Annotated in this window: 20 protein-coding genes; 15 read left to right on the forward strand and 5 right to left on the reverse strand. The window is 39.0% G+C overall.

Annotated features, from left to right (window positions below):
- Window positions 1-494: hypothetical protein (locus NCWK1_RS03260; protein WP_103123857.1), on the reverse strand; the 494-nt coding region annotated here is incomplete at its 3' end.
- 305 nt (window positions 495-799) lie between these two features.
- On the opposite strand from NCWK1_RS03260, the gene NCWK1_RS03265 reads away from it, so the two are divergent.
- Entirely contained in the window at window positions 800-946 is a 147-nt protein-coding gene (locus NCWK1_RS03265) for a DUF2887 domain-containing protein (protein WP_103123704.1), read from the forward strand.
- Between the two features lie 423 nt (window positions 947-1,369).
- On the opposite strand, the gene NCWK1_RS29340 is transcribed toward NCWK1_RS03265, so the two are convergent.
- Window positions 1,370-1,531 carry a hypothetical protein gene (locus tag NCWK1_RS29340; protein ID WP_222838761.1) on the reverse strand — a complete coding sequence of 54 codons (162 nt, stop codon included), beginning with the start codon at window positions 1,529-1,531 and terminating at the stop codon, window positions 1,370-1,372.
- Window positions 1,532-1,798: 267 nt separating this feature from the next.
- Between NCWK1_RS29340 and NCWK1_RS03270 the strand changes: the two genes are divergently transcribed.
- The 3 genes from NCWK1_RS03270 (at window position 1,799) to NCWK1_RS03280 (ending at window position 6,383) form a co-directional block, all read left to right on the forward strand.
- On the forward strand, window positions 1,799-2,173 hold the full coding sequence (locus NCWK1_RS03270; protein ID WP_103123705.1) for a hypothetical protein: 375 nt from the start codon (window positions 1,799-1,801) through the stop codon (window positions 2,171-2,173).
- A gap of 262 nt (window positions 2,174-2,435) precedes the next feature.
- Entirely contained in the window at window positions 2,436-4,706 is a 2,271-nt protein-coding gene (locus tag NCWK1_RS03275; RefSeq protein ID WP_103123706.1) for a transglycosylase domain-containing protein, read from the forward strand.
- A gap of 597 nt (window positions 4,707-5,303) precedes the next feature.
- Complete coding sequence (locus NCWK1_RS03280) at window positions 5,304-6,383, forward strand: ATP-dependent 6-phosphofructokinase (RefSeq protein ID WP_103123707.1); 1,080 nt, start codon at window positions 5,304-5,306, stop codon at window positions 6,381-6,383.
- Window positions 6,384-6,388: 5 nt separating this feature from the next.
- Here the strand turns inward: NCWK1_RS03280 and uvrB are convergent, their stop codons facing one another.
- Window positions 6,389-8,386: an excinuclease ABC subunit UvrB gene (gene uvrB, locus NCWK1_RS03285; RefSeq protein ID WP_103123708.1), complete on the reverse strand. Its 1,998-nt coding sequence runs from the start codon at window positions 8,384-8,386 to the stop codon at window positions 6,389-6,391.
- A gap of 248 nt (window positions 8,387-8,634) precedes the next feature.
- Between uvrB and NCWK1_RS03290 the strand changes: the two genes are divergently transcribed.
- From NCWK1_RS03290 to NCWK1_RS03320, 7 genes are all read left to right on the forward strand, one after another.
- On the forward strand, window positions 8,635-9,096 hold the full coding sequence (locus NCWK1_RS03290) for a hypothetical protein (RefSeq protein WP_096580207.1): 462 nt from the start codon (window positions 8,635-8,637) through the stop codon (window positions 9,094-9,096).
- A gap of 325 nt (window positions 9,097-9,421) precedes the next feature.
- Window positions 9,422-9,604 carry a CsbD family protein gene (locus NCWK1_RS03295; protein ID WP_096580205.1) on the forward strand — a complete coding sequence of 61 codons (183 nt, stop codon included), beginning with the start codon at window positions 9,422-9,424 and terminating at the stop codon, window positions 9,602-9,604.
- 301 nt (window positions 9,605-9,905) lie between these two features.
- The gene (locus NCWK1_RS03300) at window positions 9,906-10,346 is read left to right on the forward strand and encodes a hypothetical protein (RefSeq protein ID WP_096580203.1); all 441 of its coding nucleotides are present in this window, start codon (window positions 9,906-9,908) and stop codon (window positions 10,344-10,346) included.
- Between the two features lie 81 nt (window positions 10,347-10,427).
- A complete protein-coding gene (locus tag NCWK1_RS03305) occupies window positions 10,428-10,949 on the forward strand; it encodes a hypothetical protein (RefSeq protein ID WP_096580200.1) in 522 nt (173 codons plus the stop codon).
- 481 nt (window positions 10,950-11,430) lie between these two features.
- A complete protein-coding gene (locus tag NCWK1_RS03310; RefSeq protein WP_096580198.1) occupies window positions 11,431-11,823 on the forward strand; it encodes a hypothetical protein in 393 nt (130 codons plus the stop codon).
- Between the two features lie 853 nt (window positions 11,824-12,676).
- The gene (locus NCWK1_RS03315) at window positions 12,677-13,591 is read left to right on the forward strand and encodes a hypothetical protein (RefSeq protein WP_103123858.1); all 915 of its coding nucleotides are present in this window, start codon (window positions 12,677-12,679) and stop codon (window positions 13,589-13,591) included.
- Window positions 13,592-14,720: 1,129 nt separating this feature from the next.
- Window positions 14,721-15,665, forward strand: a complete 945-nt coding sequence (locus NCWK1_RS03320; RefSeq protein ID WP_096580195.1) for a glycosyltransferase family 8 protein — start codon at window positions 14,721-14,723, stop codon at window positions 15,663-15,665.
- Window positions 15,666-15,798: 133 nt separating this feature from the next.
- On the opposite strand, the gene NCWK1_RS03325 is transcribed toward NCWK1_RS03320, so the two are convergent.
- Together NCWK1_RS03325 and NCWK1_RS03330 are read right to left on the reverse strand one after the other, a co-directional pair.
- A complete protein-coding gene (locus tag NCWK1_RS03325; protein ID WP_103123709.1) occupies window positions 15,799-18,039 on the reverse strand; it encodes an O-linked N-acetylglucosamine transferase, SPINDLY family protein in 2,241 nt (746 codons plus the stop codon).
- Between the two features lie 256 nt (window positions 18,040-18,295).
- Window positions 18,296-18,823 carry a type IV pilin-like G/H family protein gene (locus NCWK1_RS03330; RefSeq protein WP_103123710.1) on the reverse strand — a complete coding sequence of 176 codons (528 nt, stop codon included), beginning with the start codon at window positions 18,821-18,823 and terminating at the stop codon, window positions 18,296-18,298.
- Between the two features lie 315 nt (window positions 18,824-19,138).
- Between NCWK1_RS03330 and trxB the strand changes: the two genes are divergently transcribed.
- From trxB to NCWK1_RS03350, 4 genes are all read left to right on the forward strand, one after another.
- The gene (gene trxB, locus NCWK1_RS03335) at window positions 19,139-20,509 is read left to right on the forward strand and encodes a thioredoxin-disulfide reductase (protein ID WP_103123711.1); all 1,371 of its coding nucleotides are present in this window, start codon (window positions 19,139-19,141) and stop codon (window positions 20,507-20,509) included.
- Window positions 20,510-20,632: 123 nt separating this feature from the next.
- A complete protein-coding gene (locus tag NCWK1_RS03340) occupies window positions 20,633-21,529 on the forward strand; it encodes an ABC transporter permease (protein ID WP_096580187.1) in 897 nt (298 codons plus the stop codon).
- Between the two features lie 99 nt (window positions 21,530-21,628).
- On the forward strand, window positions 21,629-21,829 hold the full coding sequence (locus NCWK1_RS03345) for a hypothetical protein (RefSeq protein WP_103123859.1): 201 nt from the start codon (window positions 21,629-21,631) through the stop codon (window positions 21,827-21,829).
- Window positions 21,830-21,845: 16 nt separating this feature from the next.
- Window positions 21,846-23,291 carry a tetratricopeptide repeat protein gene (locus NCWK1_RS03350; RefSeq protein ID WP_103123712.1) on the forward strand — a complete coding sequence of 482 codons (1,446 nt, stop codon included), beginning with the start codon at window positions 21,846-21,848 and terminating at the stop codon, window positions 23,289-23,291.
- The last annotated feature ends 20 nt before the right edge of the window (window positions 23,292-23,311 follow it).

Below are 23,311 nucleotides of genomic sequence, written 5' to 3' on the forward strand. Positions count from 1 at the left end.
GTCACACTACCAGGAGTTGTGGAATCTGGTGCTGGTGTAATTTGATTTGGAGTTGTGCTACCAGGAGTTGTGGAATCTGGTACTGTTGTGCCGCCTGGGGCTGGAGTTGTATTGGTAGGATTGGTGGTATCTGGTGCTGTTGTGGTACCAGGAGTAGTAGGTTCAGCAGGTACTGTGGTACTGTCGGGAGTTGACCCAGGTGTACTTGTGCTGCCTGGGGTTGTTGTACTTCCAGAAGGCTGTGTTTCAGGTACGGTAGTAGTACCAGAGGAAGTTGGAGTGAGTGGTTGACCGTTGGGACAACGGGAATTTAAAGGGAAACGTTCACATAGAATTTTCAACCCTTCTGGTGACAGTTGAATTTCCGTTGTTGAACTAGTGGGGGTGCTACTGGATTGAGCAATTGGGGATTTACTGGATTGAGCAACTGCAACGTTAGCACTCAAAGCCAAAGTCAAAGCTGTACCAATCAACGACAGAGATTTTCCCTTCATTATTAAATTAACCTCAACGGAAACAGAACACTCGCCCCATTAAACCAAACAATTAAATTTAGAAAATCATCCTAAAAGCTGATGTTTATTTATGCTTTAGAATTTAGCTGTAGATGCTAGAGAATATTAGGCTTAATGGTTTACCTCAACCATCTTGGTTGTTATAAATACAAAAATATCCGCGAGTAAATCTAGTCATGAGAAGAAAAATGCCTTATAAAACCAGAGGATGCACAATACAAAACAGAAATTTATCAATGTAATGCAGATAACTCAACCAATTAAATTTAATTGCTGTTTAGATATTGTCTAGAAAATTATTAAAATGTTTTAGGCGACGCGACTCAATATTCTACAAACTATTGCAACAATTTCTACCTTTGTTATTTGAGCTACTGAAACATTCTCCAACTAATGCTGAAAGTTATATTTTTCAACTCAACCGACACTAGGTCTAATTTTTAACCATTTGCGATCGCTTCAAAAGCGGAACTGAGTTTAGGGGTAAGTCATCTTAATACAATTACTTTTCGTGAAAATTTGGCTATTTGTCAGCAAGAATGGCACAAGTAATTCGTAGTTCGTAATTCCTCATTAAATTTGTCATTGCGAGCGAAATGAAATGTAGCGAAGCAATCGCAAAGTTCTGGCGATTGCTTCATTCCGCTTTGCTCCATTCGCAATGACAAATGTATTTTTAATTTAAATTAGTACTTAATTCGTAATTAAGATTTAAACGCAGAGTGGCGCGGAGGTAAACGCAAAGTTACACGGAGTTTGAGTTTAAGGTTTAAGTAAATTGTATTGAGCGATCGCACTTACATTCTATTCGCGTTGATGCCAGCAAACTCAGCCAGTTTGATTTTTTCATGCGATTACCCTGCGATCGCTACCTGCATTGTTAATGCCACACCCTGCATTGTTAATACCACGCCTTGCATTGTTAATGCCACGCCCTGCATTGTTAATGCCACGCCCTGCATTGTTAATGCCACGCCCTGCATTGTTAATGCCACACCTTGCATTGTTAATGCCACGCCTTGCATTGTTAATAAACGCAATGTGCGACTTTATTTCAAACCTAACCCCCAACCCCTTCCCTACTAGGGAAGGGGAGTAATACTCAAAGCCTCTCTCCGCTGCGGGGAGAGGTTTGGAGAGGGGTTTTGAGAATAAGTCGCACATCGTGTTAATAAGCTAATCAGCATTTAAGCTGCACTATTAATTATCAGATCATTATTTATACTGTTAGCTTTTTAGTTGCAATGGGTACATTAAATATATAATTTAGTACGTAGGCAACTATGACAAATCCAGATACAACCCGCCGTTTGCGCCCTCAAGTTATTGGTCAAAATGTTGACTCATTACATGGTTTGCAAACTATTGGCACTTACGAAACAAGCCGTGCTGATGCTAAAGTTGCCAACTTACAACAAGCTTATCAAGCTATGTTGACTACACAACAAGTTGAAACCGAGAAATTAACTATGTACCGTGCGGCGGCTGATGCGGCGCGATTGGCAGAATGGGAATTTCACAACGCTGTGATAGCAATGAAAGAAGTTGTGCGCGGACAGTATGGTTCAGATAGTGACCAAGCGCAAGCTGTGGGGCTGAAGAAAAAATCAGATCGCAAGCGTCCTAGTCGCAAAAAGTTGGTTGCATTAACCAGCTAAGTTAAAATAGTTTTCATAAATTTTGTGGGATGACAGTCTTGGGTATTTATAAGGCAGGCTTTTTGTCCTACTTTACAAAAGTCATCCCAGATAAGTCACTAGTTTTATCTACTTTGGCTGATTTACAAATATGGCTAAAAGCGCAAAGATGCGGAATTGCCCCAACTTCTGCTGTGGCTTATGAGTAAAATGGTGAAAGACCTGTCAGGAAATCGCCATTAGCCGATTCTTCACTGCCAAATAATCGTGATGTAAATAGCCGATGAGTTCCCCCCAACCTCCCCAAAAGCCACAAACTATACTTGGTCAACTGACTCAAGCAGTACATACAATTCAAGCTAGGGTTGATTTTTCCAAGCTGGCGCTCAAGCCCAACGCCAAAGTACCGGAACTCTGGGTACAGGATGCAGGGGCGGATAAGGCGGAGGTGTACCCATTGTTAGGCGATCGCTATATCCTAGGACGCAGTTCTAAATCTTGCGATATAGTCGTTCGCAACCCAGTTGTCAGCCAAATTCATCTGTCTTTGTCGCGGGACTCTACCCAACGCAAACCCATTTTCGTGATTCGAGATGAAAACTCGACCAATGGTATTTATCTGGGGAAACGGCGGTTGCCTTCTTTAGAACTGCGACATGGCGATATTATCACTCTAGGCCCACCAGAACTAGCTGCATCAGTCCGATTACAATATGTTGACCCGCCAGCATGGTATCTTAAAGCTGCAACCTGGGCAGGTTATGGTGTTGGTGGTGCAACTGCATTGTTAGCATTAGTGATTGGTGTGGAATGGCTAAAGTTTACTGTTCGACCTTTACCCACAGCAACTCGCGCCCCAGTCATCGTTTACGCTCGTGATGGCTCAACTCCCTTACGTGAACCACGCACCACAGCCCACGTAGACAAGAAACGCTTACAAGATTTTGGCCCTTATTTAGCTAACGCCGTAGTTGCTTCAGAAGATAGTCGTTACTACTGGCACGTTGGTGTAGACCCCTTGGGAATTTTGCGTGCGGTGTTAATTAATAGCCGCAGTGGAGATTTACAGCAAGGAGCCAGTACAGTTACCCAACAAGTCGCCCGCAGTTTATTCCGCGATTATGTTGGTTCCCAAGACTCTCTCGGCCGCAAATTGCGTGAGGCAATTGTAGCTCTCAAGCTAGAAACGTTTTATAGCAAAGATGACATTTTGCTGACTTATTTAAATCGGGTGTTTTTGGGGGGAGACACTTCTGGTTTTGAAGATGCAGCACAGTTTTATTTTGAAAAGTCAGCGCAAGAACTAACTCTCGCAGAAGCCGCTACATTAGTGGGAATTCTGCCTGCTCCCAATGCTTTTGATTTTTGTGGCGATGGCCCCAATAAACTAGAAGCGGCTGATTATCGCAATCGCGTAATTAAGCGAATGGTGGAAATGGGCAAAATCTCCCAAGAAGATGCAAACCGGGCGAGACGTTCCACAGTTCAAGTCAGCCCCAAAGTTTGCGAACAGCAAGCCAAAACAATAGCACCCTATTTTTATAGTTATGTCTTTCAAGAACTGGAATCAATCTTGGGAGCAGGTGCAGCCAGAGAAGGAAACTACATCATTGAAACTCAGTTAGATCAATCAATTCAATCTCAAGCGGAAGCCTCATTAAAAAATTCTGTGAATAATGATGGCTCAAACTTTCGTTTTTCTCAAGGAGCGATCGTTACCTTAGACTCCAAAACAGGTAGTATTTTGGCAATGGTCGGCGGTACTGATTATCGCAAAAGCCAATTCAATCGTGCTGTCCAAGCCAAAAGACAACCAGGTTCTACATTTAAAATCTTTGCTTACACAGCAGCCATTCAACAAGGAATATCACCTTACAAAACTTATTCTTGCGCCCCTTTTCCTTGGCAGGGTTTTACTTATAAACCTTGTCGTGCTGGTGCAGATGTCAGCTTAGATATTGCTACAGGTCTGGCTCTTTCCGAAAACCCCATTGCGCTTAGAGTCGCCCGCGAAGTCGGTTTGAATAAAGTTGTAGCAATGGCGCAGAAATTGGGGGTAAAGTCACAGCTTGATCCGGTTCCTGGTTTGGTATTGGGTCAAAGTGTGGTAAATGTTTTAGAAATGACAGGGGCGTTTGGCGCTATTGGCAATCAAGGTGTGTGGAATCCACCTCATGCTATTAGCCGAATTCTAGACAGTGGCGATTGTAAGGATCGTAAAGATTTAAAAAGCTGCCGTGTCATCTATTCTTTTGAGCAAGACCGCGAGGCTAACAAGCGAGTTCTCTCTACAGAGGTAGCCGATGAAATGACTACCTTAATGCGGGGAGTAGTTTCTAGAGGTACTGGTCGTAGTGCAGCTATTGGTTTGGGAGAAGCGGGTAAAACAGGCACAACTGATAAAAACGTGGATTTATGGTTTATTGGCTTTATTCCTAGCCGCAGACTGGTGACAGGTGTCTGGTTAGGCAATGATAATAATTCCCCCACTTCTGGTAGCAGCGCCCAAGCGGCTCAACTGTGGGGGAGATATATGGGTAGAATTGCCAGGTAAGTAGGTTGTTATTTGTCCTTTGTCATTGGTCAAAACCCAGAAGATAGAAGATAAAAGATAGAATTTCATACTTCATACTAGCCTGCGGCAAGCCGCTAAAAGCGTCTACACACTTCATACTTTTCACTGAGTTCCTCTGCCCTTACAAAATCAAGCATTAAGACTTTAGTTTGTAATAGTTAAAATTAGCAACATTAAATTATTAAATACTGAAAATCATGAAATTTTGTTTCGGAAAAATGGGGTATACACAAATTATCCTAGACTTTTAAAGTAATGAAATAATCAAAACTATACTTTGAGATTGAGCTTCTAAGCTGATGACAGCAAAACTTTGCTGTTATAAATTTTATGGTGTGTTTTTGGGCTGAAATCAAGCAATATACAGCAGATTGCAAATGAATGAGGTACAAATTTGAGCAACAAAGCTATATAGTAAGAAGCTTTCAAAGCTGTTCCCCGTTCCCTGTTGCCTGTTGCCTGTTCCCTACTGTAGAGATTTAATCAACCAAATTCATAGCATGTAATCAGATTTTTCAAGCGTTAGCTAACTCTAGTACTGAGTGAAATTATTTCACGTTTGCAACGTTAAAAAACATGGGTAAAAGTAAGCGTATAGGCATTCTTACCAGTGGCGGAGATTGCTCTGGTTTGAATGCAGTTATCAGAGCCGTTGTTCATTGTGCTAATGGTAAAGGTTGGGAAGTCTTAGGCATTCGGCAAGCAACTCTAGGATTAATGACACGGCCGCCACAAGTTACTAAATTAGAAATCGACCAAGTTGATCCTTTATTAACCTCTGGTGGCACAATGTTAGGAACTACTAATAAAGGTGATCCTTTTGCTTTTCCTATGCCTGATGGTAGTTTATGCGATCGCTCATCAGAAATTATTGCAGGCTATCATCAATTAGATTTAGATGCGTTGATTGGCATTGGTGGGGATGGTAGTTTAGCGATTCTGCGTCGCCTCGCACAACAAGGCGGGATTAACTTAGTCGGTATCCCGAAGACTATTGATAATGATATCGGCATTACTGAACACGCCATTGGATTTGATACCGCTGTCAATATTGCTACAGAAGCACTGGATAAATTACATTTCACCGCCGCTTCTCATAGTCGAGTCATGATATTAGAAGTCATGGGTCGTGATGCCGGACACATCGCTTTATCTGCGGGAATTGCCGGGGGTGCAGATGTAATTTTAATTCCCGAAATCCTCTACAGTATAGATGACATTTGCTACCACATTAAAAACCGTCAAGAGGAAGGCAAAAACTATTGTTTAATTATTGTCTCCGAAGCAGTGCGAACTCAAGAAGGTGAAATTCGCACCTTAACTAATCGTTTGGGTCAATCAAGATATGGGGGAATTGGGGAATATTTAGCTGATCAAATTAGCGATCGCATTGGTGCAGAAACACGAGTCACAGTCTTAGGACACATCCAACGCGGTGGTACAGCTTCACCTCTAGACCGATTAGTCGCCTCTGCTTTTGGCGTAGCCGCCGTCAATCTGATTGAGGAAGGTAAATACGATTACATGGTTGCTTGGCAAAATCGCCAAGTGATCACTGTACCAATAGAAGAAGCGATCGCTCAGTACAAAGCCGTCAACCCAGAAGATGCTTTGGTGAAAACGGCTCGTGGTTTAGGTATTTATTTAGGAGAATAGTACTACTAGTGTCCGATTAATTTATCTCGCAGATGTTTGATGCGATCGCGCAATTTTGCCGCTTCTTCAAATTCTAGTTTTTTGGAGGCATCTTTCATCTGTGCTTCTAGCTTGCCAATCAATCCGGGAATCTCTTCTAAAGGTAATTCGTCTATATGTTCATCTACAACTTTTAACTCTGTAGCATTTAATCTACGAGATACATCTAAAAATGACAAAATGGCATTACTCGATTTTTTGACAATTGGTTGTGGTGTAATTCCATGTATCCGGTTATATGCAGTTTGAATTCCACGTCTTCTGTCAGTTTCTTCAATGGCTCTAATCATGCTATTTGTTAAGTTATCAGCATATAAAATTGCTTGTCCATGAATGTGACGTGCGGCTCTACCAATAGTTTGAATTAAAGAGCGTTCAGCGCGTAAGAAACCTTCTTTATCAGCATCTAAAATTGCCACTAAAGAAACTTCTGGTAAATCTAAACCTTCCCGCAGCAAGTTTACCCCAACTAACACATCAAAATTGCCATCACGTAAATCTTGAATAATTTCAATCCGTTCAATCGAATTAATTTCTGAATGCAAATACCGCACCCGAACACTGTGGTCTTGCAAATATTCGGTCAAATCTTCCGCCATGCGTTTAGTTAACGTTGTAATCAACGTTCTTTCATGACGGTCAACTCTGTCTTTAATTTCTCCTAGCAAATCATCAATTTGTCCTTCGGTGGGACGCACAGAAATTTCTGGGTCAATTACACCAGTGGGACGGATTACTTGTTCAACTATGTGATTTTCAGAAATTTCTAATTCCCAATCTCCAGGTGTAGCGGAAACAAAAATACATTGGTTGACTTTTTGCCAAAATTCATCTGCTTTTAAAGGACGATTATCGGCGGCGCTGGGAAGACGAAATCCATGTTCAATTAAAACTTTTTTTCGAGCTTGGTCGCCATTATACATACCCCGAATTTGCGGCACAGTTACATGAGATTCATCAATTACTAATAGCCAATCTTTTGGGAAATAATCAATTAAACATTCTGGTGGTTCTCCAGCTTGTCGGCCTGCAAGGTGACGAGAATAGTTTTCGACACCGTTGCAATAACCTACTTCCCGCAGCATTTCTAAGTCGTAACGAGTGCGCTGATCTATGCGTTGTGCTTCTAATAGTTTGCCTGCTGTTTCTAATTCTAATTTTTGCTGTTTTAATTCAAAAGCAATATCGTCGCAAGCAACTTCTAATCGTTCTTCTGGGGTGACAAAGTGACGCGCTGGATAAATATTTACAGCATTCAAACTATTAATAATTTCGCCCGTCACAGGGTCAATATAGCGAATCGCATCAATTTCATCACCAAAAAATTCGACCCGAATAATTCTATCTTCGTAGGCGGGGCCAATTTCTAAAACATCACCCCGCACACGAAAACGTCCCCGACCCATTTCTACATCGTTGCGGCTATACTGCACAGATGCTAAATCACGCAAAACTTCCCGTTGATTGACTTCCATACCGATTTTTAAGGGTATGGCTGCTTTTAAGTATTCGGCGGGAATTCCTAAACCGTAAATACAGCTAATAGAAGCAACAACTATGACATCACGGCGTTCAAACAGCGATCGCGTCGCTGAGTGACGCAACATATCAATTTCATCATTAATCGCAGCTGTCTTTTCAATATAAGTATCTGTTACCGGAATATACGCTTCTGGTTGATAATAATCGTAGTAGCTGACAAAATACTCGACTGCATTTTGAGGAAAGAACTCACGTAACTCATTACAAAGTTGTGCAGCTAAAGTTTTGTTATGTGCCAAAACTAAAGTTGGTTTGCCAATTTTCTCAATTACTGCTGCTACTGTAAAGGTTTTGCCGGTTCCTGTGGCTCCCAGTAAGGTTTGGTAACGATTACCCGATTGGATACTGGAAACAAGTTGCGCGATCGCTTGTGGTTGATCGCCTGTAGGCGTAAAGGGAGCTTGAAGACAAAATTCTGTCATACAGTTTGCTAGTAATACCCTATCTCATGGTAACGATATCACTCTGTGCCTGCGGAGCTACAGAACCCAAGTGAATAAACAAAAATATTATTTTACAAATATTTATTCTTTTAATTTACTTATGTGTAAGTTTTGAAGATAATTATATCTATGCAAGGTTTTTTAAGGGTAAACTTTGATATATGGAAAAAATTTTATTTTTCCTTAAATATTGTCAAGGTCAATTAAGAACCCAGAGGTATTAGTTTATGAGCATAAGCAGTACTGGCAAAGCAGCTAGTCCTCGTCAAAGACGTGCCAAGCTCAAAGGAGAAACAACGGTGGAAGTTGAAAATAATCAAGGTCAAGCTGTGGACAACGATAACAATACTCAAAATACAGATAAATCTGAAACGCCTGGAACCCTCGCTATTGCTGGAATCAGACCTATCGCCAGCAGTGATTTACAAGTAGCTGAGACAGTCTCAATTGCAGGTCTACGTCCCATATCTGCTAGTAACTTAGAAATAGTAGGGACAATTGATGTGATGGGGATTCGTCCAATTGGTGCTAACCATATCCAAGTTTTTGACAGTATTAACCTTTCTGGTATGCGTCCAATTTCTTCCAGCGCATTGGTAATTTCTAACAGCTATTCTGTAATGGGGAATCGTCCAGTAGCTTCAAATATTATTGACGATTCTGAAATTCTTATGGGTTTTATCGACTAGAATAAAAAAGCATTTTTAATCATCTTATCAACCCGACCTCTTCAAGAGACCGGGTTTTTTAATAATTTTAATCATAGCAAAATATTAATTTATATCAGCATACATTTAACTTAATTTAAAAGTTTATTGTTCATAACCCCAACTTCTTAAAGGAGTCTGGTTCATAATTTATTGTTAGTATCTCTCTTTTTATAGAGACCAATAATATATCCTGTGGTGGAAGGCTAGAGCAAAATATAAAGTTAAGTTGTAAAAGTAATCAACAAGAATTTCAAAGTTTATTCAAAGCTTTGAAGCTTAATTTATATAAGATTAGGAGACTAAGATGAGCTTAGAAGATCGCGCAAAAGCTACTGCTAAAAATATTGAAGGTAAGGCACAAGAAGCCTTGGGTAATGTAACTGGTGATCCAGAAGATAAAACTGAAGGTAAAGCCAAACAAGCTGAAAGCGAAGTACGTCAAGGTATGGAAGATGTCAAAGATTCTGTAAAAAGAAAGCTTGACTAAAATTAATTGTGTTTTGCAATTAACAAAAAGATAGAAACTAAATAATTTTTCAATTTCTCTAACACATCTGAATAATTGAAAATTAGATGTTCAATTTTATCTTTTTGATAAAGCTAGGCTAACAGATAGCACAGAATTGAAATGTAGAGGCGTTAACTATTTATTTCGTCTCTACCTTTCTGCTCTCCTTAGCTAGAGAAATAATTAATTGTGACATTATAAAACATCCTATTCCATTTCCCTAGCTAAGAATTACAAGTAATTTGACATATTGAAAAGGCTTTATTTTGGGAGTGAGATAATGATACTGCTAGAGCAGATTCGGAAAATTGCGATCGCTGGGATTTTAATTGTGGTGTTAACGGTAACTACCGCCTGTGGTGGCTCTACTTTAACTCAAGCTGACCGCACAACAAACCCGCCTGTAATTGGTCGAGATGTAACTTACACCGAACTAGAGAGAGGTAATACTCCAGGGGGTCAAAATTTTGGTAACTGGGTGGTGCAAACATCCAAGGGATTAATTAAAGACGCTTACGTAAGAGATAACAATAAATTAGGTGTTGTAATTTCTCGTGACGTTCGTCCTAATGAAGTCCGGCCTTTAGCAAAGTCTTTAGTTCAAGGTTTTCGGAAAAATTTTCCTAATCAAGATTTAACTGTTTTAGTTTACAGTCCTGATAAAAAGTTAATTTTGACAACTCAATACGATATTCAGACCAATCAAGTGAAGTATAGCTAATTTGAGTTTATAGCTATAGGCTTTCGCTGTGATTAAAAACTAACAATTCTAGAATTGTGCCTGAATCAGGAGATAGAAAAAATGTCAACTAGTGAAGAATACAGACGGCAAGTAATGCAAGACTTAGCTCAAGGTGATGTGGAATCATTAAATGATCCATCAACTGACGCAGCTACTCAGTACGACAATTTTGACGATTTTGCTCAACGGACAACGACAGATCAACGCCGTCAATTATTTGGTCGGTCGGTTAATCCACAGCAGATTCCTTCCAGTCAAATGGAGCCAGAATTACAAAAGGCGATCGCGCAAATCAAACCTAATGAACGAGATGATGTAGCTCGTGCTTTTTTCAAACACCTCAAAGGTAGAGGTTTAGACGATCGCCACTTAGAACAACAGTTAGGTCTGTCCACTCATCACCCCAACCGGATGAGTGCGGATGATGTCAGCAAACTTGCATCTTTTGCTTATCATAATCACCCAGATGTTTTCCGTGAAGTCCTGGCAGAGCAACCAGGTATTATCAAGTTCCTAAGCAACCCTGTCGTTGCTGCAATTGTAGGTATCGCAGCTGCTAAATGGTTAGGTAGCCATAAATAATTTTTCTGGAGAGTCAGACATTCAGGTGGGTAATACCACCTTTTTTTATGGCTAAATAACAATTTAGTTGAAAGAAAATAACTTTTCTATTGGGCAATACAATATCTTTATTTTATAAAATATAAAAAATTGAAACCGTAAAGCTAAAATAAAAAACATTGCAAATTTTTAACATGAATTGATTTTAGCAAAATCAAAAATTAGCCTATTTCTTTTGATATATACCCATTAACTATAATCAAAACTCTCGGCAGAGATATAATAAATTTTCTTTTGCTAAATATATAATTAGAATCTTAAAAATCAGAGATAGTATTACAAGTTATCTCATAAAATATATATAGACCTAGTTTAGGTTTATGCAGGCAATTGTAATGCAAAATACATTCTTTTTAAGATTATTTAAACTCGAATTCTCAGTTTTGAGAATTTTCCTTTAACAATATCCCGCTACGCTATCACAAATATAGATAGTAATATTATGTTTGTTAAAACAGAAATAAACAAAACAATAGAAATCAATAATTCTTATTTAAGCCGTGGTGAAGTTCAACAAGAGAAAACACAACCTCAAGGCTTAAACATTCCATCTGCAACTTTATATTTAAGTCCTATTGGTCTTCTTTTTAGTTGGATAATTTTTTTCCTAGTATTACGGAAAATCCAGAGGTTTCTGGATAATAAAATGGTATTTAGTGTCAAGAGATTACATCAAGTTCCTTGTAAAAATTGCCGATTCTATTCTAATAACCATTACCTTAAATGTGCAGTGCAGCCTTCTATTGTACTTACTGATGAAGCTAAAAACTGCTCTGAGTTTTCTGCCAAACAAGATAAGTTATCTGAAAAACAATTTTTTCACAGAAGAGACTAATATAGGTCGACGTAAATAAACAGACTATCTGGAATTGCTAAAAGGCTTGTGGTGTCACGATTCTTTCTTTTTCCTTTTGACTCCTTCAGAGTGACGCTGCTGCGTCGCTAACGCCACTTGCTTCTCCGATTAGGAGAAGCAATCTGTCTTCTCGGTGTAAGCGCAATTTCTACCAACTTGTACTACTGATCTATCGCAAAGTGCGGTTTTCAGAATCCACTGTACTGATACCATTTCACGAAAAAAATGATACAACTCTATGAGTTTTTCATTCTTTCCCCCTGCCCCCTGCGGTCTATTTGTATCAAACTTAAAGTGAAACGGTATAAGATGATCCACCTAATACCTGCAAGATAAAGTGTATAAGATAATGATCAATAATCAGTGTTAACCCTTGCACTTACGTTTGTAAGTAAAGTCACAATTAATAGATATTGATTGAGAACAGACAGGAGAAAAGCTACTGCTTTCTGGAAAAATTTTAGAAGTACTGCAAAAGCCAAGAATAGTCAGACAAGCAGCAGAGACGCAAATAAAAGAATTGGCATAAAAAGTTGTGATGGCTAAGTATTGACCCTGATACTATTTAGATGTACCGAACTTTATACTACAGAAGTGATGTTTCTAACTTCATAATTAATCACTTACTCACAATAGAGGTACACTGACTGATATTAATAAAGTCTTCTTGCTAAAGGCAGAGGGAGACAAATTTTAAAGATTTTATTTGGCAACTTGTCTTTTTACTCATAAAATCAAAGACAAGCTAAAGTTCCGTAGAACAGAAGCCTAAGTATGCCCGTCTTGAATCAATCAGGGTTAAAAAGCTATCACGAAAACTCAAATGCTAGAAATGGTAGATCGGATAAATGATATTGCTTGGCAAGCTCACCAGGGTAGCGTTGCAGCAATTATTCAATTATTAAACGAAAAGTTAGCCCAATCTGGTGTCAGAACCAGAGCTATTTTTGCTGATGGAGTCTTACAACTTCTCTGTGAAGCATCGAAAATAGAGCAACTAGAACAATCGACCGTAGTAGAACAAATCCAAAAAATTCTGGAGTCGATCGCACCACGGAATATTCACCGAGTCAATATTAATAGCCGTATTGTTAGGGAAGAACAGTTACTGTGGCTAAAAGAAATTTATAGCGATCGCGAAAATCAATTACTGTGGTCACAAGAAATTACTTTAGCGCAACCACATGTAGTCAAACAGTTACTTCAAGATTTCACTGGTGCGACAACTCAACTAGCACAATCAGCGCGGCTCAAAACTCAATCTTCTCGTACTTCTGTACTCACCAACAGAGACAAGTATCGATATTTACCCAAAACTAGAATCCCAACAGCCTTAAGTTTGGGCTTTCTGTTGTTATTAGGCTGGGTCGTATATGCTCAGTTAGGTGATAAACTCAAAATTTTAGTTCAACTAGAAACATCCAAACCCGTTAGCACAGCTAAAGCCAACGAACGTAAACCAGCAGCACCAGTCAGTATTGCTAAAAATAATCTTGGCGACACTGATGAAGAAAGTGATCCTTTTGGGTCGGCTGTACGAATTGCCAACCAAGCTACCATTAATGGTAAAACTGCTACAACTTCAATTCAATGGTTAGATTTAGCTGCCAAGTGGCAACGAGCATCTGATTTAATGGCAGCAGTACCACAAAATCATACTCGCTATCGAGAAGCTCAGATTCGTACTGAACTATATAGGAAGTATAGCGAAGCTGCTCAAAAAGAAGCTCAGAAAAGCCCCACTTAAGCTAAAATCCTTTGTTAATAACGATAACTCTGATTTTTTATCTCAAAAATGTAACAAATACTACCAAAATATTAGCATTTGATAGACCTAGAACAAATATACCTTTTCATGATTTGACATATTTTTGTAATCAAAATGTCATTTCGATCAGGCAAACTGAATTTATTCAGATAAAACAAGGTGTAAGTGTGACTCGGCGGTCTTTCCGCCTTTTTTTATTTTAGGGCAGTTTTTCGTGCGATCGCATTTTTGCCAACCCATCGAAACATCAGTGACATATTAATCGGCGATAGTACTAAAACCAGAGATACACATCTATCTGCCAAGGCTGGGACTATTCCCCTAGCCTTTCTTATAAAATAAAGTTTTTTATTTTAAAAATTAATCTCAAAAATATCAATCCGTAGGTATTAGCAAGATTAGTCATAAATTAACAAAATATTTTTGTATTTCCAAATACAAAACATCCATTAATTATACATTTTTTCTAGCTAAAATGCCTCAGTAATAAAATAAAAAAATCAGTAGTTGATATTAACAAGATGTCATTAAAAAAACTAAAATAAAAATAAGCATAAATTACTAATATTTACTAGTTTTATATTCTGGGAATTTCTTGAAAACTTCACTGATTATTGAAAAAAAATTTGTAATTATTTTCTAGGATGGTAGGAGTATACTATGTGTGTTACTATCAAGCCGAACTCATGAACATATAATTTTTATTTTTTATTCATGATTACCATCGCAGCAGAATCTCAAAACTGGCTGCAAGTAAGCCGTTACATTAATCGCGGAAGTGTTTATTTATTCGCTCCAATGCTTAACTTTAATGTGATGGCTGAAGTTGGAGACACTCCCCCCTGATTAGATGTGAATTTACTTGCTTAAAAATTATTCCTATTAGGCAATATCATTAAAGGCATACAACTACAAAAGCTCACATTTGCCATCATCTATGGCTGATAATTTTATGTGAGTAAGTTGCATTATTAATTATGCGACTAGCTATATTATGCCTTAATAATAGCATTTTCTCTATGTACCAGTAGATCGCTACACTTTTTGGTACAGCAGTTTTTCATGTCATCATCAACCTCAAAAACTACAATCATTAGTAGTCAAAATCATGCTGGTTAATTTAAATTCTCAACCCATTTTCCTAGTTTGTGCTGCTGATAATAACTATGCAATGCCCTTAGCCGTGACAGTTCGTTCAGCCTTAGCAAATCTAAAGAATAAGCGTAAAATATCACTATTAATTATTGATGGAGGAATTAGTAAATCTAACAAGCAAAAGATTATTAAATCATTCAGCCCAGAACAAATAGATATTTATTGGGTACAGCCAGATAATAAAATTTTTGAAAATTTAGTCTTATCAAGGCATCTCACAATTAGCTGTTATTATCGATTACTGATTACAGAATTTTTACCCCAAGAAGTTAATAAAGCAATTTATCTAGATAGCGATATGGTTGTAACAGGAGATTTAGAAGAATTATGGAATATTGATATTGCAGACAACTATGTACTAGCTGTTCAGGATGACGTGCAACTATATCTATCAATGTCTACAGGATTGAAAAATTATCAAGACCACGGATTATCTCCAGATAGTAAATATTTTAATTCTGGGCTGTTAGTTATCAATTTGGAGAAATGGCGAACTGAAAATATCGGATTAAAAGTTATCAGTTATCTCAGAGAGAATATAGAATATGCACCTGATGATCAAGATGGGTTAAACGCAGTTATGGCTGCTGGAAAATGGGGAGAACTTCATCCAAAATGGAATCAAATGCCTAGAGTCTATAATTATTTATCATCAGAAGATAGCCCCTATCCAGAAGATATATATCAAGAAATGTTGCATAATCCTGGCATCATTCATTTTACCAACGCACCTAAACCTTGGTATTCAGGATTACGCACTCAATGTCAACATCCAAAAAAACATTTATTTTTTCAATATCTTGATATGACATCTTGGAAAGGATGGCGAGATACTTATTGGAGACGATTGGGGAGAAAAATGGGTAAGCTCACCTTACTCAATACCTCAAAATTATAAGTCTAATATTTTACATCATTTTTACTCATAGGTTGAGCAATATCCACAATACTAAAAATTAGAGTTTGACCTAATTTTTAGTATTGCTCACCTGACTTTCATCGCCATCAAACAGAGGAGTGCAAAATTTAATTTATACTTGTTCTGTAGTCACACAAGTAGTTGTATAATTCTGCCACATTTGCTCATAAGCTTTTTCCATTTCACGAGCAAATTGCTTACCATTCCACAAAGGTGAAGTTTTTCTTGATTGTCTCAGCTTCCAAGCAATTTCTTGTCGTAAAGCCGCATCTTTGCCTAAACGTATACCCCACTCTACATACTCTTCATCAGTCCAAGCTATACCTTCAGAAATACCAGCATTCATCATCATAGTGTAGCTGTTACGTGCCGCAAATTGCTCACCCACTCGCGTCACCATCGGGATGCACATCCACAGAGTTTCTAAAGTAGTTGTCGCTCCATTGTAAGGATAAGTATCTAAAACTATATCAGCAATATCTAAATTAGCTCGGTGAACACCTTCTGTAGGAGCATCTGGTAAAAATCGTAATCTTGCATAATCTACTTCTTCTTCTGCTGCTATTTGGGCAAAGAATTTTTGAGTTGATTCTTCATCAGCCAAACCTTTAATTAAGAAATAGCTATTTGGAACTTCTTTGATAATTTTTAACTGCAATCTTGTAATATCTGGATGCCTCTTAAATCCCCTTTGACCAGAGAAATAAACAACTGCGTCACCAGGAATATCTAATTCATCTCGACGGACTTTAGGCACATTTACTTCAAAACCATCCACTGCTATATAGGTTTGAGGTAAACGCCAAATTTTTTCCTGATAGTGTTCCTGTGCAGATTCTGAAAGAACGTAGGGATCAGCAATAAAATAATCTATCGATGGACTACCCGAAGCATCCCAGCCTAACCATGTCACCTGAACTGGTGCTGGTTTGAAGGTCATCACTTCACAAGTTATATCCAGTGTGATGCTATCCAAGTCGATTAAAATATCAATTTCATCTTGATAAATTTCTTCTGCTAGTGACCAAACATTATAGGATTTGAATACCTTATCCATTTGGTTAATATACCACTGGTGCAAAAGATCGGATACATTATCACTATTAACAAAATAACCATTAATTTCAAACTTATCTCGGTCATGATACTGCAATAACCATCGTGCTAACCAGCCCACGGAATGACTTTTGAAACAATGGGAAATATAACCTATTTTTAGTTTTTTCTGAGATATTCTTTGTTTCTTTCTTTCTAAATGTCCTTGAGCATATTTTTCTACTTGTGCTTGGGCATAAATATTATGATTTTCTTGGCATATTTGTAGTATTTTCTTCTGCACAGACCTATTTTTTGCTATATTGTCTTCTATATAAAATGCAAAATAATTAGAATTTAAAAGTATAGATACATCCATTGGTGTCAAATCTTGAGGATTTGCAGCTATGAGTTCTGCTAATAAATCTTGCTGTCTTTGATTGACAGAATAAGACTCTTGCCACTGACCACCTGCACTCATTAATCCCCTTAATATCTGACGGTTTGCAAAGATTTTTTCTGGTAATCTCTCCACCAAAGAATAAAAAGTTTTTGCTGTTTTTATACCTAATTCATATTCAGCAGAATTTTGATAAAAACTAGCTAAATGACCTAAAACTCCTGGATTATTGTTATCCAGACGTAAATAAATTTCGCATAACTGCACTGCTATTTTTGGTTGCTGACGCGAGTAAGCAATGTCTACAGCAGCGGCTATAAAGATATTCATTAAAGCTTGAGGATTTTCTGTAAAATGTAGCGAACAAGATTCAAAGAACTCTATAGTAGAAGGATATAGTTGCGTATAGTGTAAAACACTACCTATGGTTTTACCTAGAATTTCTAAATTAATGTCTGTTTTTGTAGTGGCATTAATAATTTCAAAGATATTTAGTTCGCTTAATGTTTCCTCTGTATAAGTTTCAAGCTTAATATATAGATGAATTAGATGCAGGAGGTTGTGAATATTATCGGGAGCAATTTGCCTAATGTTTTGCCGAATTTTTTCGCAAACATCATACTTTTCTAACTTCTCTTGACGTTCGGCTTCTGTCTCTAAAATTTCTAATAATTCAGCATTCCAAACATTGACTTGTTCTGCTTCTCCTTCCATCATTGCCATGAACCAAGTCGTTTGTGCTTCTACTTCTTGTTCTTGTAAGAGGAAGATTAATCCTAAATGCCAATAGTTAGATTTAATCTCTGGGTTTGCAGAAATTGCTTGTTCATAGAGGTTAGCTGCTTGAATGTAATTTTCATTCAGAAAGTACTCATTGGCACGCTGATGTAAGCTGGGGGAAGTATTTAGGGCAATCATAAGTCAACAGTTTTGAATCTGAATAGAAGAGATAACAGATAGGAAATTATGAATTTTTGCACAGATATCTCAAGCAATTAAATATGTCTTGTCCAGAAACCTTGTAGAGATTTAGTAATGCTATTTTCTACATTATTTCTGGAGATATCTAATGAAAAAATTGCAGAAATTGGGTAATGTGCTAACACACTACCCAACGGAGGAATAACTTTATGTGAAATTGCCTAGTAAGGTGACTAGGAAAAATCTGAAGTTTTTATCTAGCTAAGGAGTTGAAGCTGTTCTGACAGCCTGTAGAGCTGGTAGCTGTAGCAGGAGCAGCTGTAGTAGGGTTGGGTGATTCACAAGCTATTGCCACTGTGAGTGCTTCAGATGTAGCAGCACTACCTAGTGTTGTACCTACTACACCGTAATAAGATTTCAGCGCAGGTTTAACAGGTTGTGCGTTAAATTGGGTAAGAGTACTAGTACCGACAATAACGTAAGAATAGTTATCTGATTGAGTTTTAATACCTACTTGCAGCTGAGAAATACTGGTAGCAAAACCTTGGTATTCTAAGTAGTAAGCTTGTTGAGAACGGTTAACTGTACCAATGTAGTTTCTCGCTTCTGACTGTTTGGCTTTGTTAACTTGACCGAGCAAAGAAGGTAGCGCGATCGCTGCCAATACACCAATAATAATTACTACAACTAGCAGTTCAATTAAGGTAAAACCTTCTTCTTGTTTGTTCTTGCGGTTGTTGAGGTACTGTAGATACTTAGCTTGTAATTCTGGCTTGAGCATGGGGTTTCTCCTGAAAGTTCGGGGTACGAACGTTGATTGGTGAGTTCTAGTTGTAACTTACCCACTTGTAATCTCCGATCTATCATCTCTAGTAAAAAATCTTTCTTATTCTGGTGGCATCCCCGTTAAATTACGGTCTGGAAGACGGAAGTAGTGATTAGAGGCGTAGATTTTTGATAATCATGCTTGAAAGAGGATAAGGGGACATAGACAGTGATTACCCGTCTAAAATCCAAAATGGTATGAGGGTTTGATTCCACTCACTTTATTTGCTATGCTATATTAAACGTAGTCGTTATGAGTTCAGTTAAGTTTATGACTAACCCGACTGTAGAAAACGTGGTGATTATCGGTTCTGGGCCAGCAGGATACACCGCTGCCATCTATGCGGGACGAGCTAACCTGAAACCTGTTGTTTTTGAAGGTTTCCAAGCTGGAGGGTTGCCGGGTGGGCAACTGATGACAACGACGGAAGTAGAGAACTTTCCGGGGTTTCCTCAAGGCATTACTGGGCCGGAACTGATGGATCGGATGAAGGCACAGGCAGAGCGTTGGGGAGCTGAGTTATATACTGAGGATGTGATATCTGTAGATTTAAGCCAGCGTCCGTTTACAGTCCGTTCTGAAGAAAGAGAAGTTAAAGCCCACAGTTTAATTATTGCCACTGGAGCCACAGCAAGGCGCTTGGGTTTAGATAGCGAACATTTATTTTGGAGTCGGGGAATTTCTGCTTGTGCGATTTGCGATGGTGCAACACCAATTTTTCACGGCGCAGAGTTGGCGGTTATTGGGGCTGGTGATTCAGCAGCAGAAGAATCTATTTATCTGACTAAATACGGTTCCAAGGTGAATCTGTTGGTGCGGTCTGATAAGATGCGGGCTTCTAAAGCTATGCAAGACCGAGTTTTGAGTAACCCGAAAATCCAGGTGCATTGGAATACAGAAGTTGTGGATGTGTTCGGTAACGGACACATGGATGGGGTGAAAGTTCGCAATAATCAAACTGGTGAAGAAAGCCAAATTCATGCTAAGGGTTTATTTTATGCGATCGGTCACACTCCCAATACATCTTTATTTAAGGGACAACTAGAACTGGATGAAGTGGGTTACATCGTCACCAAACATGGTTCTGTAGAAACCAGTGTTGAAGGTGTTTATGCTGCTGGTGACGTGCAAGACCATGAATATCGCCAAGCAATTACAGCTGCGGGTACTGGCTGTATGGCGGCGTTGCTGGCAGAACGTTGGTTGTCTTCCAACGCTTTGATTCAAGAGTTTCATCAAGAGCCAACTATTAATAATGAGTTAGAGCATGAGCCAGTACAGCAAAAAACTGAAGCTGAACAAGAAGCAGGGTTTAATTTAAACGCAACTCGCCATGAAGGTGGTTATGCTTTAAGGAAATTATTCCACGAAAGCGATCGCCTGCTGATTGTCAAATACGTCGCGCCAGGTTGCGGCCCTTGTCATACCCTCAAACCCATACTCAATAAAGTAGTGGATGAATTCGATGGCAAAATTCACTTTGTGGAAATTGACATTGATAAAGACCGGGAGATTGCCGAAAACGCTGGGGTAACAGGTACACCAACAGTGCAATTCTTCAAGGACAAAGAACTGGTGAAGGAAGTCAAAGGCGTGAAGCAAAAGAGCGAGTACCGCCTGTTGATTGAAAGCAATCTTTAAGTTATTTCCATAGAATTCAGGAGTCAGAAGTCAGAATAAATTTCTCCTGAATTCTATATTCTGACTTCTGGATTATTCTATGTACAATGGTCAGCGTATCTTGCTTGATGCAGGCGATCGCACATGGCCATAACTAAACGTCAGCTACCCACATTTTTACGATTTGCTAAAAGTTCTAACCTTTCCCAAAAATTAATGATTATTGGGTTAGCCATCACCCTGTTTTTTATCTTTTTGGCATTTTTTGCCCCTGTGTTGCAGGCTTGGGGATGGCTACAAAACCCCAAAGATTTTCTTGCTAACCCCATTCAAGAAGCACCATCAGCTAAACATTGGTTCGGCACTAGCCGTTTGGGTCATGATGTCTTTTCTCGTACCTTGTTTGGCGCACAAGCTGCTTTACAAGTGGTAATTTTAGCTACCGCGCTGAGTATGATTATTGGCGTGCCATTGGGGATGCTGAGTGGCTATCTTGGCGGTAGGTTAGATAAGCTGTTGCTGTTCCTCATGGATAGCATTTACACCTTACCGGGATTATTACTGTCTGTAACTTTGGCGTTTGTTGTAGGCAGAGGTATTTTTAATGCCGCGATCGCAATTAGTATTGCTTACATCCCCCAATATTATCGAGTGGTTCGCAACCATACCGTGAGTGTCAAAACCGAAGTATTTATCGAAGCAGCACAAGCAATGGGCGCTTCTACTTGGATTGTGCTATCTCGCTATTTATTTTTCAACGTCATTCAGAGCGTACCTGTATTATTTACCCTCAACGCCGCCGATGCAATTTTAGTATTAGGCGGTTTAGGCTTTTTGGGTCTGGGGCTGCCAGAAGAAGTGCCAGAATGGGGACACGACCTAAAACAAGCCCTCGAAGCCCTCCCCACAGGTGTTTGGTGGACAACCTTGTTTCCTGGTTTAGCAATGACATTCATGGTGGTAGGGTTATCCCTACTTGGTGAGGGGTTAAATGAATTTGTCAATCCCCGTTTGCGGGGAGAAAATGGGATTCGTAAATAGTCATTTATCAATGGTCAATAGTCAATGGATAAAGTTAATATTCTTGACTATGGACTTTTGACTTTTGACCAAATTAGTAATTTATATAGAGAGATTTGTGTGAAAGATAACCTTTCTTTAATTGCTGCCGCTGCTGGTGGGTTTATGCTATCTATGGCTTTGACTGGTATTCTGCGTGGTACACCAGTCATTGCTTTGCAAGGGCAGTCACAGGCTAATAATTACCCAGTGGTAAATTTACAGGTTGCTTCTGTACGTTCTGATGAAAAAGTTGATTACAACTTAGAAGAACATAAGTAAGCTGTAGCTGTAAGTAATGAATAATATTTCTGACAGTTTAGCGATCGCCATTCTTCATCAACAAGCGGGTCGCTTCTTTGAGGCTGAACAAATATATACCCAAACTCTACAAGAGCAACCAAATCAGGTTGATGCTTTGTATTTATCGGGTACACTTGCCCATCAGTTAGGTGACACAGAAAAAGCGATCGCTTTTTACCGTCAAGCTGTGGCAATTAATCCAGCGTTGGCCTCAGTTCACAGCAATCTTGGTATTGCTTTGAAACAGCAGGGTTTATGGAAAGAGGCAATTCAACATTATCAGGAAGCGATCGCCCTACAGCCTAACTCTGCTCAATTTCATTACAACTTGGGTCTAGTTTTTCAACAATTAGGTAACTTAGCAGCCGCCAAAGATTCCTATCGCCAAGCAACTATTCTTCAGCCGAGTTATGCCTTAGCCTACAATAACTTAGGTCTAGTGCTGCTCCACTTGGGAGAGATAGAAGCAGCCATTAGCTGCTATAAAACAGCGATTGAATTACAGCCAGATTTTGCCGAAGCCCACCAGAATTTAGCAGAAGCACTATTATTAATTGGAGATTTTGACCTTGGCTTTGCCGAATATGAATGGCGCTGGCAAATGTTTCCACCTGAACAACTACCCAACTTTGCCACACCGCCTTGGGATGGCTCTCCCTTAGATGGTAAAACTATCTTGCTGTATGCAGAACAAGGACTAGGTGATACATTTCAGTTTATTCGCTATGCTGCCTTAGTGCGCGATCGCGGTGGTCGAGTTATACTAGCTTGTCTACCTGATCAAGTGGAATTACTCAAAACTGTTCCTGGCGTAGAACAAGTGTTTGCTCTGGATGAAGAATTACCCCAGTTCTATACTCAAGCACCCTTGATGAGCTTACCTTATCTGTTGGGGACAACTATCGAAACAATTCCGGCAAAAATACCTTATATATTTGCGCCGCCATCTCATAATTTTCAGTTAGCAGCCTCACCAGAAACTAAACTCAAAGTCGGCATTGTTTGGGCTGGTAATCCTGGAAACCGCAATGATAGTAAACGCACCTCTGGGCTACAGCCATTTTTACCATTGTTCAAAATACCAGCAGTCGAGTTTTATAGCCTTCAGGTGGGTAAAAGTTCTCAAGACTTAGCGCAACTACCTGCTGATATTAAAATTCAGGATTTGAGCAGTTATTTGCATAACTTTAATGATACAGCTGCGGCGATCGCTCAATTAGATTTAGTCTTAACAATAGATACTTCAGTTGCTCACTTAGCCGGCGCACTGGGTAAACCAACCTGGGTAGTTTTGCCTTTTATTCCTGACTGGCGATGGTTATTGCACCGAGATGACAGTCCTTGGTATCCGACAATGCGACTGTTTCGCCAAGAATCTGTGGGTGACTGGTCTGGAGTATTTGCCAAGGTAGGGCAGAAAATTATGAAATATGAAGTGTAAAATATAGAGTTTTAGACTTC

It is taken from the genome of Nostoc cycadae WK-1, from assembly GCF_002897135.1.
Taxonomy (GTDB): Bacteria; Cyanobacteriota; Cyanobacteriia; order Cyanobacteriales; family Nostocaceae; genus Nostoc_B.

Coding starts and splice junctions, on each gene's coding strand:
- uvrB (WP_103123708.1), bottom strand. CDS start 8,386: ATGACAGAATTTTGTCTTCAAGCTCCCTTTACGCCTACAGGCGATCAA.
- NCWK1_RS03300 (WP_096580203.1), top strand. CDS start 9,906: ATGATACTGCTAGAGCAGATTCGGAAAATTGCGATCGCTGGGATTTTA.
- NCWK1_RS03305 (WP_096580200.1), top strand. CDS start 10,428: ATGTCAACTAGTGAAGAATACAGACGGCAAGTAATGCAAGACTTAGCT.
- NCWK1_RS03280 (WP_103123707.1), top strand. CDS start 5,304: ATGGGTAAAAGTAAGCGTATAGGCATTCTTACCAGTGGCGGAGATTGC.
- NCWK1_RS03275 (WP_103123706.1), top strand. CDS start 2,436: ATGAGTTCCCCCCAACCTCCCCAAAAGCCACAAACTATACTTGGTCAA.
- NCWK1_RS03290 (WP_096580207.1), top strand. CDS start 8,635: ATGAGCATAAGCAGTACTGGCAAAGCAGCTAGTCCTCGTCAAAGACGT.
- NCWK1_RS03330 (WP_103123710.1), bottom strand. CDS start 18,823: ATGCTCAAGCCAGAATTACAAGCTAAGTATCTACAGTACCTCAACAAC.
- NCWK1_RS03320 (WP_096580195.1), top strand. CDS start 14,721: ATGCTGGTTAATTTAAATTCTCAACCCATTTTCCTAGTTTGTGCTGCT.
- NCWK1_RS03295 (WP_096580205.1), top strand. CDS start 9,422: ATGAGCTTAGAAGATCGCGCAAAAGCTACTGCTAAAAATATTGAAGGT.
- NCWK1_RS03340 (WP_096580187.1), top strand. CDS start 20,633: ATGGCCATAACTAAACGTCAGCTACCCACATTTTTACGATTTGCTAAA.
- NCWK1_RS03350 (WP_103123712.1), top strand. CDS start 21,846: ATGAATAATATTTCTGACAGTTTAGCGATCGCCATTCTTCATCAACAA.
- NCWK1_RS03270 (WP_103123705.1), top strand. CDS start 1,799: ATGACAAATCCAGATACAACCCGCCGTTTGCGCCCTCAAGTTATTGGT.
- NCWK1_RS03315 (WP_103123858.1), top strand. CDS start 12,677: ATGGTAGATCGGATAAATGATATTGCTTGGCAAGCTCACCAGGGTAGC.
- NCWK1_RS03325 (WP_103123709.1), bottom strand. CDS start 18,039: ATGATTGCCCTAAATACTTCCCCCAGCTTACATCAGCGTGCCAATGAG.
- trxB (WP_103123711.1), top strand. CDS start 19,139: ATGACTAACCCGACTGTAGAAAACGTGGTGATTATCGGTTCTGGGCCA.
- NCWK1_RS03310 (WP_096580198.1), top strand. CDS start 11,431: ATGTTTGTTAAAACAGAAATAAACAAAACAATAGAAATCAATAATTCT.